Source organism: Streptomyces sp. NBC_00631 (assembly GCF_045206895.1).
Taxonomy (GTDB): domain Bacteria; phylum Actinomycetota; class Actinomycetes; order Streptomycetales; family Streptomycetaceae; genus Streptomyces.
In genome coordinates, this window is sequence record NZ_CP107734.1 from 2,432,229 (window position 1) to 2,446,367 (window position 14,139).

Genomic DNA, 14,139 nt, shown 5'->3' on the forward strand with positions numbered 1-14,139 from the left:
CGTGCACGCACTGAACAAGAACCGCCCCCTGCGCCGGGTCATGCTGGCGAGCGCCGCGACCGTCTCCGGGATAGTGATGCTGCTGGCGCTGAAGCCGCACACCGCCCCGACGGTGATCACCGACTCGGCGGCCCCCGCCCCCTCGGCGAGCGCGAGTGCCTCGCCGGGCACGACCAGCGGCTCAAGCGGCTCCGGCAGCACCAGCGGCTCCAGCGGCTCCAGCAAGTCCGGGAGCAGCAGCACCGGCACCAAGACCGTCACCGGGGACACCGTCCAGACCCGCTGGGGCCCCGTCCAGGTGAAGGTGACCATCAAGAACGGCAAGATCACCGACGTCACGGCGGTGCAGTACCCGACGGAGAACCCGCGGGACCAGCAGATCAACAGCTACGCCATCCCGCAGCTGCGCAGCGAGGCGCTGGCGGCGCAGAGCGCGAGCATCGACACGGTCTCCGGGGCCACCTACACCAGCGAGGGTTACCAGCAGTCACTCCAGTCGGCACTGGACTCCGCGGGTCTCTGAACACTCGGGCAGTACGGCACGTATCTGTGGGCCAAGGGTCAATTCCCTACGGAGGAACCGTGACCACCACGCTCGCAGGCGGACGTGCCGCCCGCCGACAGACGATGCGCCGCATCCGCCCGCGCCGCTCCCCGGCAGTCCCGCTGCTGCTCGCCGTATGGGCGGGCGCGGCGGCCGTGCTGTGGCTGTGGTGGCACAACACGCCGTCCATCGCCGACCAGAACGGCAAGATCCTCAACGCGGGCCGGATCACCGGTCTGCTGGCCGGCTACCTGATGGCCCTCGTGGTGCTCCAGATGGCCCGGGTGCCCGCGCTGGAGCGGCGGGTGGGCTCCGACCGCGTCGCCCGCTGGCACGCGATGAGCGGCCGGTACACGCTCTGCCTGGTCTTCGCGCACGTCTTCCTCATCATGTGGGGCTACGCGCTGCAGGCCGGCAAGACGCTGAACGACATCGTCCAGCAGACCATCGACTCCGTGAACCAGCTCCCCGACATGGGCAAGGCCGCCATCGGGACCGGCCTGTTCGTCGTCATCGGCCTGACCTCGATCGGCCCGGTGCGGCGCAGGATGCCGTACGACACCTGGTACCACGTGCACCTGCTCACGTACGCGGCGGTGTTCCTGACCTTCTGGCACCAGATCACCACCGGCAACGACTTCGCCCTCACCCCGATGGCCAAGACGTTCTGGTACGGGCTGTACGGCGCGGTCACCGCGCTGGTGGTCTGGTACCGGATCCTCACCCCGATCCGGCTCAACCTGCGGCACCGCATGCGGGTCGAGGCGGTCATCGAGGAGACGCCGGGCATCGTGTCGGTGCTGATCGGCGGGCGCAAGCTGCACCGGATGGGCGCGGAGGCCGGCCAGTTCTTCCGCTGGCGGTTCCTGGCGCCCGGAATGCGGTTCAGCTCGCACCCGTACTCCCTGTCGGCGGCTCCTCGCCCCGACATGTTGCGGATCACCGTCAAGGCGATCGGCGACCACAGCGCGCGGCTGCGCGAACTACGGCCCGGGACCAAGGTGTGGGCCGAAGGGCCGTACGGGGCGATGACCGCGTCCCGGCGCAGCCGCGGCAAGGTCCTGCTGGTGGCGGGCGGCGTCGGGATCACGCCCATGCGGGCGCTGTTCGAGACGCTGCCCGGCGCCGCCGGCGACCTGACCCTGCTCTACCGGGCCAACACCACGCACGACCTGGCCCTCTGGGACGAACTCGCGAAGATCGCCAACGAGCGCGGGGCGCGGCTGATGTACGCGGTCAACAGCCCGGACGGCGAGCGGCCGGACATCTCCGCGGAGAACCTCCAGCGGAAGATCCCGGACATCGACAACCACGACGTCTTCATGTGCGGCCCGCCCGGGTTCGCGCAGGGCGTGTACGAAGCACTGCGCGGCGCGGGGGTTCCCGCCCGCCGCATCCATCACGAGTCGTTCGAGATGTGAGCGACGGGACCCCACGGGAATCCAGGGAATCGGGAGTTCGGGAACGATGAGGAAGACTCACCCCATCAGGCGTGTGGTGCTGGCCACCGCGGCGACCGTGTCCGGTGTCGTGCTGCTGCTGTCGCTGAAGCCGTCGTCGGACCCGGCGTCCGCGTCGGCGGCCGGCGCGGCGCCGTCGGCCGCGGCGGCCGGACAGGAGTCGCCGCAGGGCGGCACCGGGGCCGCCGGGGCCACGACGGTGGACGGGGACGCGACCCAGACGCAGTACGGGGTCGTCCAGGTCCGGCTGACCGTCGCCAACGGGAAGATCACCCAGGCCCAGGCGATCCAGGCGCCCAAGGGCGGCACCAGCGACCAGAAGACCGCGCTGTCGGTGCCGCAGCTCAACAAGGAGACGGTGGCGGCGCAGAGCGCGAACATCGACTCCGTCTCCGGGGCCACCTACACGAGCACCGGCTACAAGCAGTCGCTGCAGTCGGCACTGGACAAGCTGAAGGCGGCGAGCGCGTCCTCGTCGTCGGGCTCTGCTTCGTCGGGGTCGTCCTCGTCGGGTTCGTCCTCGTCGTCCGGGTCCGCGCAGGCGCAGGCCAAGACGGTGACCGGGCAGGTGGCGCAGACTCAGTACGGGCCGGTCCAGGTCCGGATCACCGTCTCCGGCGGGAAGATCACCAAGGCGGAGGCGGTGCAGGCGCCCAGCGGCGGCACCAGCGACCAGAAGACGGCGCTCTCCGTCCCGAAGCTCAACCAGGAGGCGGTGGCGGCCGGGAGCGCGAACATCGACTCCGTCTCCGGGGCCACCTACACCAGCACCGGCTACAAGCAGTCCCTGCAGTCGGCGCTGGACCAGGCCGGTGGCTGAGGCGGTGGCGGAGTCCGCGGAGGCTCCCGCCGCGGTGCGTCACGCGGAGGAGGTCATGGGGACCGTCTTCTCCTTCGACGTCCGCGGCGAGGACCCGGCTGCCGTACGGGCGGCCCTCGACGAGGCGGTCGTCGGGCTGCACCGGGTCGACGAGGTGTTCAGCACCTACCGCGAGGACAGTCAGGTGTCCCGGCTGGCGCGGGAGGAGATCGGCGTCGCCGAGTGCGATCCCGAGGTGGCCGAGGTGCTGGAGCTGGCGGCCGAGGCGGAGCGGGTGAGCGACGGCTGGTTCAGCACGCGCTACCGGGGGCGGCTCGATCCCACCGGAATCGTCAAGGGCTGGTCCGTCGAACGGGCGGCACGGTCGCTCAGGCGGGTGGCCGGGGTGAGCGGGGTGAGTGTGAACGGCGGCGGCGACGTCCAGATGTTCGGCACACCCGAGCCGACGCGCGCCTGGCGGGTGGGGATCGCCGATCCGTTGCGGCCGGGTGGGCTGGCGGCGGTGATCTCGGCCGCGGGGGTGGGCGAACTGGCGGTGGCGACGTCGGGGACGGCGGAGCGGGGCGCCCATATCGTCGATCCGCGGACCGGGAAGTCGGCGGTGACGGATCTGGTGGCGGTGACGGTGGTGGGGCCGCGGCTGACGTGGGTGGACTGCTGGGCCACGGCGGCGTTCGCGATGGGGTCGCGCGCCGGGTTGGCGTGGCTGGAGTCCCTGCCGGACGTGGAGGGGCTGCTGATCACCGCGGGGGACGAGGTGCGGTGCACCGGGGGGCTGGCCGCGCGTCTGGGCTGAGGCGGGGGCGCTCACCGCGCCGGCAGGGTGCCTCCCTCAGAGGGGGCCCCAGCGGCACGACTGCCCGCGGCTATACAGAGAGACGGCTGGGCAGCGCGTCCCACAGGGACGCGGGGAACTGCGCGACCTGCCCCCACCGGCCCGCAGCCGAACGACTGCCGAACACCGCCGCGAAGATTTTCCGATTCCTGGCGTGAAACGCCATCCATCCTCCCCCTTCGGCCGTACCCCCTGTAAGGCAAGTTTCGGGAGGAACACCATGGCCATCTTCAGCAATCTGTTGCCCGCGATGCACCGCGACCATGGCCACGGCCACGGCCACGGCGACGAGGGGCACGGCGACCGGCATGGAGACCGTCACGGTCACGACCACGACCACGACCGCGACGACTTCTTCCACGGCGACCGCGACGATCACGGCGACCGTCACGGCCACGGCGGCTACTGACCGCGGAGGGAAGGGCGAGCGGACCGGCGACCTGGGCTGCGCCGGTCCGCGTCGCCGCTGGTTGACGAGGGACTCCCGACATGACGCACCTCCTACGGCGTCTGCTGTCGACCGGCGTCACCTCCGACGACGTGGTCGCGGCCGCGCCCCAGGTCGCCCCGCGTGAGGTGTTCCGGCGGTTCTGGCCGTACACCCGCGGTGGCCGCCGCTGGCTCGTACCCGTCGTCCTGCTGAGTCTGACCGCACCCGCCGTCGACGCGGCCGAACTCTGGCTCTTCAAGATCGTCGTCGACGACGTGCTGGTCCCCCGCGACCTACGCCCGTTCCTGTGGATCGCACCGGCCTACCTCGGCCTCGTCGTCTGTTCCGGCGCGCTCCGCTTCGCCGATGACGTGACGTCCACCTGGGTCGGCGAACACTTCCTGCTCGGGCTCCGCTCCGACGTGTTCCGGCACGTCCAGGGGCTGTCGCTCGGCTTCTTCGAGCGCCGGCGGCTCGGGGACGTGCTGTCCAGGGTCACCGGCGACGTCGACGCGGTGGAGACGTTCATGCTGTCGGGCGTGGCTGACGCCCTGTACTACCTGATCCGGCTCGGCGTCTTCCTCGGTCTGCTCTTCTACCTGCGTTGGGACCTGACCCTGCTCTCCCTCCTCGTCGTGCCGATGTTCTGGGGCTGCGCCCGGCGCTTCGCACGGCTGATCAAGGAGGCGTCCCGGGAGCGCAGGCGCCGCAGCGGCACGCTCAGCGCGATCGCGGAGGAGTCGCTCGGCAATGTCGTACTGGTGCAGGCGTACAACCGGCAGGGCTGGGAGGCGCACCGGTTCGAGCGGGAGAACCTCGGCAGGTTCCGGGCGGCGATGGCCTCGGCGCGGATCCGTGGCGTCTACGGACCCGTCGTGGAGACCATCGAGGTGGCAGGCGGGCTCGCGGTGCTGGGCCTCGGCACCTGGAAGCTGGCCCAAGGCCAGCTCACGCTCGGCGGGCTCCTGGTGTTCCTCGCGCTGATCGGCAAGCTGTACGGCCCCGTCCACGGCCTGTCCGGGCTCGGCACCACCTTCTACGCGGCCTCCGCCTCGGCCGAGCGGATCATCGAACTGCTGGACCAGCGGCCCCAGGTGACGGAGGCGCCGGGGGCGCGGCGGATCCGCCGGGCGCGCGGTGACGTGGAGTTCGACAGGGTGTGGTTCCGCTATCCCGGTACAGCGGACTGGGCGCTGTCGGACGTCTCGTTCCATGTGGCGCCCGGGGAGACACTGGCGCTGGTCGGGGCGAGCGGGGCGGGCAAGTCCACGCTCGCGAAACTGCAGTTGCGGTTCTACGACCCCGACCGGGGCGCGGTCCGCCTGGACGGGACGGACGTGCGCGAACTCACCCTTTCCGCCGTACGGGAGAGTGTTGCGGTGGTGCTGCAGGAGACCCTCGTCTTCCACGGCACCGTGCGGGAGAACATCGCCTACGGCCGGCCGGCGGCCACGGAGGCGGAGATCGTCGCGGCGGCGCGTGCGGCGGACGCGCACGAGTTCGTCGAGCGGCTCCCGGAGGGCTACGACACGCTCGTCGGCCAGCGCGGCCGGACGCTCTCCGGCGGTCAGTGCCAGCGGCTGGCGATCGCGCGGGCGATGATCCGGGACGCGCCGGTGCTCCTGCTCGACGAACCGACGGCCGGGCTCGACGCCCGGTCGGGCCGGCGGATCATGGATCCGTTGCACCGGCTGATGGCCGGGCGGACGACCGTCGTGATCTCCCACAACCTGCTGACCGTCCGTGACGCCACCCGGATCGTGGTGCTCGACCACGGTCGGGTCGTCGAGGACGGCACCCACGCGGACCTGCTCGGGCGCGAGGGAGCGTACGCCCGGCTGCACCGGCTGAACGCGGGTGCGGTGCTGTCATGAGCCCCGCGGGCCAGGTCCCGTCTCCGGCCCCCACGCGCGGAAACGACGGCCGTACGGAGGCGGTCCCGCTCTCCCCGGGCCGTGGCGCGTGGTCACGGCGTGGTCACGTCTCCGGCTCGACCACCTTGGCCTTCTGCAACTGGGCGGCGGCGAGGACGGTGCCGTCGGGCGAGGCCAGTCGGGCGGCGGAGTACTTGGTGAGGTCGACCGGGACCGCCACGCCCCAGTTGCCGTGGCCGCCACGCAGCGGGAAGTCGCCGACCCGTGTGGTCGTGCCGTCGGCGCGCGCGAGGAGGCAGGTGACCCTGCCGTTGTAGGGGGTGCCGGTGAGGGCGACGGAGACGAAGATCCAGGCGGGGCTGCCGGGGTGGGCGTAGACCTCGCCGACGGGCCGCCCGCCGCCGGCCGGGATCATGTCCCCGACCAGGACGGGCTCGGACTCGACGGTGGGCGACGAGGAGGCGGTGACGGCACCCTCGACGGCGCTGCCGATCGCCCAGCCGGCGAAGCCGACCGCGACGGCGAGGGTGGCGGCCGCCGCCGCGAGCCGCAGCCGGACACGCCGGACGCGGCTGCGCCTGACCTGGGCGGCACGGGCGGTCCGGGCCCCCTGCGGCCCCGCCGACTGCTCGGCCAGGCTGCGCGCCACCCGGGTCTCGAAGCCGGGCGGCGGGTCGCTCTCCGGCAGCAGGCCGATCAGCCGGTCACCGATCCCGGTGAGCCGGCGTACGTACTCCCGGCAGTCCGCGCACCCGTCCAGGTGGGCGACCGCCTCGGCCCGCTCGCGGCCGGGCAGCACCCCCAGCGCCAGTTCGGCGCCGACCTCGCGCAGCTTCTCGCAGTGCGCGTCACCGGACATGGTCGCCTCCCTTCGGGGACGCGAGCGCGGTGCGGAGTTTCGCCATCGCCGCTCTGATCCGCGTCTTGGCCGTGCCCAGCGGGATCCGCTCCGCGTCGGCGATCTGCTGGGCCGTCATGCCGTAGATGCCGGCCATCATCAGGGCCCGGGCCTGTTCCCGGGGCAGCCGGGCCAGCGCGGCCCGGAGCTGGGTGGAGGCCTCGTCGGCGAGCGCCCACCGCTCGGGGGTCTCGGTGACGGCGTCGAGGAGAGGGTCGAGGTCCTCGGGTGCCATCGGTTCGGTCCGCCGGGCGCGGACGGCGTCGACGGCGAGGTTGTGCGCGATGGTCGTCAGCCAGGTCCCGACCGAGCCGCGGCGCGAGTCGTAGATCTGGGCATGCCGCCAGGCGCGTTCGAACGTCTGCTGGGCGACGTCCTCGGCGAGCTGCTGGTCCCCGGTGACGGCCATGGCGACCCCGAAGACCCGGTGCTGGAACCGCCGTACGAAGATCTCGGCGAGCTCCGGATCTCCGGTGGCCAGCCCGGACAGCAGAGCCTCGTCCGGGAGGCGGCCGACGGGGAACCTGAATCCCGACACACCCCTGTGTACGTTCGACGGCCGCCAGGGGATTGCCCGCCCGCCTGACCGCTCGCCGCGGAAGATCACACCGCCATTGTCCGCCGCCGGGCCGGGCACCGCACGCGGGTCAGCGGCCCCGGCGGCTCTTCCGGGACCGTCAGTGGCCGTTCTGGGCGAGCCGCAGCAGGTGGTCCGCGAGTGCCTGGCCGCCGGTCGGCTCCCGGCTGATGAGCAGCAGCGTGTCGTCCCCGGCGATGGTCCCCAGGATGTCGTGCAGCTCCGCCTGGTCGATCGCCGAGGCGAGGAACTGGGCCGCGCCGGGCGGGGTGCGCAGGACGACCAGGTTCGCCGAGGCCTCCGCCGAGATCAGGAGTTCCTGGGAGAGGCGGCGCATCCGCTCCTCCTTCGCCGACTCCCCGAGCGGCGCCCGGGGCGTACGGAATCCGCCCTCGCTGGGCACCGCGTAGATCAGCTCGCCGTCGGTGTTGCGGATCTTCACGGCGTTCAGCTCGTCGAGATCCCGGGAGAGCGTCGCCTGGGTGACCGTGAGCCCGTCGTCGGACAGCAGTTTCGCGAGCTGGCTCTGCGAGCGCACCGGCTGCCGGTTGAGGATGTCCACGATCCGGCGGTGCCGGGCGGTCCGGGTCTGCGGCACCGCCGGCCCCGCTCCGCCCGACTGGTCGAACTCCTGCGCCTGACTCATCGTCGTCTCATTCTCCGGATCGTCCGTCCCCGCTCGCTGCGTCGAGGATGCCGGGCAGAGCCCCGAGCAGCGCGTCCGCCTCGGCGTCGCGGAGGTTCAGCGGCGGCATCAGCCGTACGACGTCCGGGACGGGCGCGTTCACCAGGAACCCGGCCTCCTGAGCCGCCTGCTGCACCTGCGCTGCCAGCGGCTCGGTGAGCACGATACCCAGGAGGAGACCCGCGCCCCGGACATAATCGATCAACCCGTGCCCGAGACCCTCGATTCCGTCCCGCAACCTCTCGCTCTGCCGCTTGACGTTCTCCAGCAACCCCTCGTTCTCGATGGTGTCGAGGACGGCGAGGCCGGCGGCGCAGGCGACCGGGTTGCCGCCGAAGGTGGTGCCGTGGTGACCGGGCTGGAGCAGGTCGGCGGCGCGGCCGAAGGCCACGGTCGCGCCCAGCGGCAGCCCGCCGCCGAGCTGCTTGGCGAGGGTGACGACATCGGGCAGCACGCCCTCGTGGGCCTGGTACTCGAACCAGGTGCCGGTGCGGCCGATGCCGGTCTGCACCTCGTCGAGGACGAGCAGTGCGCCGGTGGCGGCGGTGATCGCGCGGGCCGCCTTGAGGTAGCCGGCCGGGGGGACGACCACGCCGTTCTCGCCCTGGACGGGCTCGATGACGACCAGGGCGGTGTCCTCGGTGACCGCGGCGGCCAGCGCCTGCGCGTCGCCGTAGGGCACGTGGGTGACGTCGGCGGGCAGCGGGCGGAAGGGGTCCTGCTTGGCGGGCTGTCCGGTGAGCGCGAGGGCGCCCATCGTCCGGCCGTGGAAGCCACCGTCGGTGGCGACCATGTGGGTCCGCCCGGTGAGCCGGCCGATCTTGAAGGCGGCCTCGTTGGCCTCGGCACCGGAGTTGCAGAAGAAGACCCGGCCCTCCCGGCCGAAGAGCTGGATCAGCCGTTCCGCGAGGGTGACGGTGGGCTCGGCCATGAAGAAGTTGGAGATGTGCCCGAGGGACGCGATCTGCTTGCTCACGGCCTCGACGATCGCGGGGTGGGCGTGGCCGAGCGCGTTGGTGGCGATACCGCCGACGAAGTCGTGGTACTGCCGGTCCTCGGTGTCCCAGACCTTGACGCCCTCGCCGCGCACCAGGGGCAGCCGCGGGGTGCCGTAGTTGTTCATGAGCGCGCCCTGCCACCGCGCGGTCAGTTCCTGGTTGCTCATGACTCCCCCTCCTGGTCCGGCACGACCATCGTGCCGATGCCTTCGTCCGTGAAGATCTCCAGCAGGATCGAGTGCTGGACCCGGCCGTCGATGACCCGGGCAGTGGTGACGCCGTTGCGCACGGCGTGCAGACAGCCCTCCATCTTCGGCACCATCCCGGAGCTCAGCTCCGGCAGCAGCTTCTCCAGCTGGGACGCGGTGAGGCGGCTGATCACCTCGTCGGAGTTCGGCCAGTCCTCGTAGAGGCCCTCGACGTCGGTGAGGACCATGAGGGTTTCGGCGCCCAGCGCAGCAGCGAGTGCCGCAGCCGCCGTATCAGCATTGACGTTGTAGACATGTCCGTCGTCCTCGGAGCGGGCGATGGAGGAGACGACCGGGATCCGTCCGTCGGCGAGCAGGGCCTTGATCGCGCCCGTGTCGATCGCGGTGATCTCGCCGACCCGCCCGATGTCGACGAGTTCGCCGTCGATCTCGGGCCGGTGCTTGGTCGCGGTGATGGTGTGCGCGTCCTCGCCGGTCAGTCCGACGGCGAGCGGCCCGTGCTGGTTGAGCAGGTTGACCAGCTCGCGCTGGACCTGCCCGGCGAGCACCATCCGTACGACGTCCATGGCGTCCTCGGTGGTGACCCGGAGTCCGGCCTTGAACTCGCTGACGATGCCGTGCTTGTCGAGGGCGGCGCTGATCTGCGGGCCGCCGCCGTGCACGACGACCGGTCTGAGGCCGGCGTGGTGCAGGAAGACGACGTCCTTGGCGAAGGCGGCCTTCAGCTCTTCGTCGATCATGGCGTTGCCGCCGAACTTGATCACGACGGTCCTGCCGTTGTGACGGACCAGCCAGGGCAGCGCCTCGATGAGGATCTGCGCCTTGGGCAGCGCGGTGTGCTTACGCGTGGTGCTCATGACGAGTAGGCGCTGTTCTCGTGGACGTAGTCGGCGGTCAGGTCGTTGGTCCAGATCGTGGCGGTCTCGGTGCCCGCTGCGAGGTCGGCGACGATGTGCACCTCGCGGTAGCGCATGTCGACCTTCTCGCGGTCCTCGCCGACCCCCCCGTTCTTGCAGACCCAGACGCCGTTGATGGCGACGTTCAGCTGGTCGGGATCGAAGGCGGCCTTGGTGGTGCCGATCGCGGAGAGGACGCGGCCCCAGTTGGGGTCCTCGCCGTGGATGGCGCACTTGAGGAGGTTGTTGCGGGCGATGGAGCGGCCCACCTCCACGGCGTCGTCCTCGGAGGCGGCGTTGACCACTTCCACCTTGATGTCCTTGCTGGCGCCCTCGGCGTCCCGGATCAGCTGCTGCCCGAGGTCGTCGCAGACGGCGCGGACGGCCTCGGCGAACTCGTCGTACTCCGGGGTGACGCCGGCCGCGCCGGAGGCGAGCAGCAGCACGGTGTCGTTGGTGGACATGCAGCCGTCGGAGTCGACGCGGTCGAAGGTCGTCCGCGTCGCGGCCCGCAGCGCCTTGTCGAGGACCTCGCTCTCGACGGCCGCGTCCGTGGTGAGGACGACCAGCATGGTGGCGAGGCCGGGCGCGAGCATGCCGGCGCCCTTCGCCATCCCGCCGACGGTCCAGCCTCCCCCAGCCTCCGTCCGGGGGGACCCCCCCGTCACCACGGACGTCTTGTGCACGGTGTCGGTGGTCTTGATGGCGATGGCGGCCTTCTCGCCGCCGTGCTCGGAGAGCTGGGCGGCGGCGGTCTCGACGCCGGGCAGCAGCTTGTCCATGGGCAGCAGCACGCCGATCAGGCCCGTCGAGCAGACCGCGACCTCGATGGCACCGCGCCCCAGCACCTCGGCGGCCTTCTCCGCCGTCGCATGGGTGTCCTGGAAGCCCTTGGGGCCCGTACAGGCGTTGGCACCGCCCGAGTTGAGGACGACGGCCGAGACCTGGCCGCTCTTGAGGACCTGCTCGGACCACAGCACCGGCGCGGCCTTGACGCGGTTGGAGGTGAAGACGCCCGCGGCGGCACGGCGCGGCCCGTTGTTGACCACGAGGGCCAGGTCCGGGTTGCCGTTCTCCTTGATCCCGGCGGCGATGCCCGCGGCCGTGAATCCCTTCGCTGCCGTCACGCTCACGGCGCAACTCCGATCGTGGTCAGCCCGGTGGTCTCGGCGAGACCCAGGGCGAGGTTCATGCTCTGGACGGCACCGCCGGCAGTGCCCTTGGTCAGGTTGTCGATGGCGCTGATCGCGATGATGCGGCCGACGGCCTCGTCGTACGCGACCTGCACCTGAACGGCGTTGGAACCGTGGACGGACGCCGTGGCGGGCCACTGGCCCTCGGGGAGCAGGTGGACGAAGGGCTCGTCGGCGTAGGCCTTCTCGTAGGCGGCCCGGACGGATTCCGCCGTGACCCCGCTCTTCGCCGAGGCACTGCACGTGGCGAGGATCCCGCGCGGCATCGGCGCGAGCGTCGGCGTGAAGGAGACGGCGATCCGCTCCCCCGCCACCGCGCTGAGGTTCTGGATCATCTCGGGGGTGTGCCGGTGGCCGCCGCCGACGCCGTACGGCGTCATGGAGCCCATGACCTCGCTGCCCAGCAGGTGCGGCTTGGGCGCCTTGCCGGCGCCGGAGGTACCGGACGCGGCGACGATCACCGCCTCGGCCTCGGCGATCTGGGCGGCGTAGGCCGGGTACAGGGCGAGGGAGACGGCGGTGGGGTAGCAACCGGGTACCGCGATGCGCTTGGACCCCTCCAGCGCGGCACGGGCACCCGGAAGTTCGGGGAGGCCGTAGGGCCAGGTACCGGCGTGCGGGGAGCCGTAGAAGCGCTCCCAGTCGGCCGGGTCGACGAGGCGGAAGTCGGCGCCCATGTCGACGACGAGGACGTCCGGGCCGAGCTGCTCGGCGACGGCGGCGGACTGCCCGTGCGGGAGCGCGAGGAAGACGACGTCGTGCCCGGCGAGCGCGTCGGCGGTCGTCTCCGCCAGCACGCGGTCGGCCAGCGGCAGCAGGTGCGGCTGGAGCGCGCCCAGGCGCTGACCCGCGTTGGAGTTGCCGGTCAGGGTGCCGATCTCGACCTCGGGATGCGCGAGGAGCAGCCGCAGGACCTCTCCGCCCGCGTACCCGCTCGCTCCGGCCACCGCCGCACGTACCACCATGTCCATCCTCCTCTGGATGGCATGACTATACGGTTGCCTGCACTTTTATGCAATACGCCCCTCACGTACCGGCCCGATCACGCCCGCGAGGCGGCAACGGAGAACGTCCTCGCCGAAAGGATGCCCGGCGGGGGAAACCGGCTCGCCGGTACCACGAGGACGGGAGTGGCGGACATGACCCTGGTAACGCTGGACGATGTTCCGCGGGAGCGACTGGAGCCGGGGAGTGCTTCGCGCTGCGCCTCGGGCCCGTGACCACCGCCTCGACCGCCGCGCTGCCGTTCGTCGTGGCCCTCGCCGGCGCTCCCGGCATGGGCGCCCGGATCCCGCTCGTACAGCTGCTGCCTACGCCGCCTCCACCTTCGGCAGCATGACCCATCGCGACACCACGAAGGTGACCGGAATCGCCGCCGCCGACGCCATCAGCGGAGCGAAGGTGCTCCCCACGTGCAGCATGTCGACGATCACGTAGACCCCCACCGTGGTGATCACGAAATTCGTCGCGTTGGTCAGCGGGAACAGCAGGAATTTCCGCCAGGTGGGACGCGTCCGGTAAGTGAACTTCGCATTGAGAAAAAAGGAGCCGATCATGCTCAGGAAAAACGCGAGAACATGCGCGGCCAGGTACGGCAAATACATCAGAAAAAGCAGGTAGAGACCGTAGTACGTCGCCGTGTTGACGACACCCACCACGGCGAAGGTGATGATCTGCCCGGATATCGGGCGGGTCGGTCCGGTGGCGGTCGACAGGGTGGCGTTCGGCATCAGGGGATGAGGTCCTTCGTCGTGCCGCGGGTGCGGTCTTCCGTTCGGTCCACGTTCGTCGCCTTCACCAGGAAGTGCGGGCGCCCCTTGACCTCGTAGTAGATCCGGCCGGTGTACTCGCCGATGACCCCGAGCATGATCATCTGCACGCCGGCCAGGGCGGTGACGGCTGTAATGATGGTGACATAGCCGGGCGTCTGGACGCCGTGGACCATCGCCGCGCCCACGATCCAGGCCGTGTACGCGCCGGCGAGGGCCAGCAGGGTCAGGCCGAGGTAGAGCGCGGCGCGCAGCGGGCGGTTGTTGAAGGAGAGCAGCCCGTCGAGGCCGTAGTTGAGCAGGCTGCGGAACGACCAGGAGCTGCTGCCGTGTTCGCGCACCGCGTTCTCGTACTCGAAGGTGGTGCTGGGGAAACCGACCCAGGCGAACAGGCCCTTGGAGAACCGGTTGTACTCGGTGAGGTTCACGATCGCGTCCACCACCCGGCGCGACATCAGCCGGAAGTCGCCCACGCCGTCCACGAGTTCGACGTCGACCATCTGGTTGATGAGCCGGTAGTAGAGGCGGGCGGTGAGGGTGCGGGTGAAGCGGTCGCCCTGCCGGGTTCGCTTGGCGATGACCTGGTCGTAGCCCTCGCCGCGCAGTTCGACCATCCGCTTGATGAGTTCCGGCGGGTGCTGGAGGTCGGCGTCCATGACGATCACGGCGTCGCCGGTGGCGTGCTTCAGCCCCGCCAGCAGGGCCGCCTCCTTGCCGAAGTTGCGGCTGAAGGAGACGTACCGGACGCGCGAGTCGCGGTCGGCGATCCGGCTGAGGAGGGTCAGCGTGCGGTCGCGGCTGCCGTCGTCGACGTACACGAACTCCATGTCGTGGCCGAGCGGCAGGAGTTCGTTGGCGATTTTCTGGATCTGCTCGTGGAAGCGATCTATGACCTCTTCCTCGTTGTAACAGGGCGCGACGATCGATATCAGCATGGGTTCTTCCCCCTGG

General features: G+C 71.1%; 15 protein-coding genes. 6 read left to right on the top strand and 9 right to left on the bottom strand.

Features of this window, described 5'->3' with window-relative positions:
- Position 1: 1 nt before the first annotated feature.
- From OHB00_RS11160 to OHB00_RS11185, 6 genes are all read left to right on the top strand, one after another.
- Positions 2 to 523, top strand: coding sequence for an FMN-binding protein (locus OHB00_RS11160; RefSeq protein WP_406433760.1), 522 nt, complete (start codon positions 2 to 4; stop codon positions 521 to 523).
- A gap of 59 nt (positions 524 to 582) precedes the next feature.
- Positions 583 to 1,965 carry a ferric reductase-like transmembrane domain-containing protein gene (locus OHB00_RS11165; protein WP_406433762.1) on the top strand — a complete coding sequence of 461 codons (1,383 nt, stop codon included), beginning with the start codon at positions 583 to 585 and terminating at the stop codon, positions 1,963 to 1,965.
- 46 nt (positions 1,966 to 2,011) lie between these two features.
- The gene (locus OHB00_RS11170) at positions 2,012 to 2,824 is read left to right on the top strand and encodes an FMN-binding protein (RefSeq protein WP_406433764.1); all 813 of its coding nucleotides are present in this window, start codon (positions 2,012 to 2,014) and stop codon (positions 2,822 to 2,824) included.
- A 55-nt stretch (positions 2,825 to 2,879) separates the two neighbouring features.
- Positions 2,880 to 3,620 carry an FAD:protein FMN transferase gene (locus tag OHB00_RS11175; protein WP_406445725.1) on the top strand — a complete coding sequence of 247 codons (741 nt, stop codon included), beginning with the start codon at positions 2,880 to 2,882 and terminating at the stop codon, positions 3,618 to 3,620.
- A gap of 259 nt (positions 3,621 to 3,879) precedes the next feature.
- Positions 3,880 to 4,068 carry a hypothetical protein gene (locus tag OHB00_RS11180; protein WP_406433766.1) on the top strand — a complete coding sequence of 63 codons (189 nt, stop codon included), beginning with the start codon at positions 3,880 to 3,882 and terminating at the stop codon, positions 4,066 to 4,068.
- Positions 4,069 to 4,148: 80 nt separating this feature from the next.
- Positions 4,149 to 5,963, top strand: coding sequence for an ABC transporter ATP-binding protein (locus OHB00_RS11185; RefSeq protein ID WP_406433768.1), 1,815 nt, complete (start codon positions 4,149 to 4,151; stop codon positions 5,961 to 5,963).
- Between the two features lie 103 nt (positions 5,964 to 6,066).
- Here the strand turns inward: OHB00_RS11185 and OHB00_RS11190 are convergent, their stop codons facing one another.
- The 9 genes from OHB00_RS11190 to OHB00_RS11230 all read right to left on the bottom strand — a co-directional run bounded on the left by OHB00_RS11190 (position 6,067) and on the right by OHB00_RS11230 (position 14,123).
- Positions 6,067 to 6,822 (bottom strand): zf-HC2 domain-containing protein, encoded by a 756-nt coding sequence (locus OHB00_RS11190; protein ID WP_406433770.1) that lies wholly within the window; start codon positions 6,820 to 6,822, stop codon positions 6,067 to 6,069.
- Entirely contained in the window at positions 6,812 to 7,399 is a 588-nt protein-coding gene (locus tag OHB00_RS11195; protein WP_406433772.1) for an RNA polymerase sigma factor, read from the bottom strand. The genes OHB00_RS11190 and OHB00_RS11195 overlap by 11 nt, the downstream gene beginning before the upstream one ends.
- 139 nt (positions 7,400 to 7,538) lie before the next feature.
- Positions 7,539 to 8,084 (bottom strand): arginine repressor, encoded by a 546-nt coding sequence (locus OHB00_RS11200; RefSeq protein ID WP_406433774.1) that lies wholly within the window; start codon positions 8,082 to 8,084, stop codon positions 7,539 to 7,541.
- A 7-nt stretch (positions 8,085 to 8,091) separates the two neighbouring features.
- Entirely contained in the window at positions 8,092 to 9,288 is a 1,197-nt protein-coding gene (locus OHB00_RS11205) for an acetylornithine transaminase (protein ID WP_406433776.1), read from the bottom strand.
- Entirely contained in the window at positions 9,285 to 10,187 is a 903-nt protein-coding gene (gene argB, locus OHB00_RS11210) for an acetylglutamate kinase (protein WP_406433777.1), read from the bottom strand. Before argB ends, OHB00_RS11205 begins: the two co-directional genes overlap by 4 nt.
- Positions 10,184 to 11,359 (bottom strand): bifunctional glutamate N-acetyltransferase/amino-acid acetyltransferase ArgJ, encoded by a 1,176-nt coding sequence (argJ, locus tag OHB00_RS11215; RefSeq protein ID WP_406433779.1) that lies wholly within the window; start codon positions 11,357 to 11,359, stop codon positions 10,184 to 10,186. The genes argB and argJ overlap by 4 nt, the downstream gene beginning before the upstream one ends.
- The gene (gene argC / locus OHB00_RS11220) at positions 11,356 to 12,384 is read right to left on the bottom strand and encodes an N-acetyl-gamma-glutamyl-phosphate reductase (protein ID WP_406433781.1); all 1,029 of its coding nucleotides are present in this window, start codon (positions 12,382 to 12,384) and stop codon (positions 11,356 to 11,358) included. The genes argJ and argC overlap by 4 nt, the downstream gene beginning before the upstream one ends.
- A 345-nt stretch (positions 12,385 to 12,729) precedes the next feature.
- Entirely contained in the window at positions 12,730 to 13,149 is a 420-nt protein-coding gene (locus tag OHB00_RS11225) for a GtrA family protein (RefSeq protein WP_406433783.1), read from the bottom strand.
- A complete protein-coding gene (locus tag OHB00_RS11230; protein WP_406433785.1) occupies positions 13,149 to 14,123 on the bottom strand; it encodes a glycosyltransferase family 2 protein in 975 nt (324 codons plus the stop codon). Before OHB00_RS11230 ends, OHB00_RS11225 begins: the two co-directional genes overlap by 1 nt.
- Positions 14,124 to 14,139 lie beyond the last annotated feature (16 nt).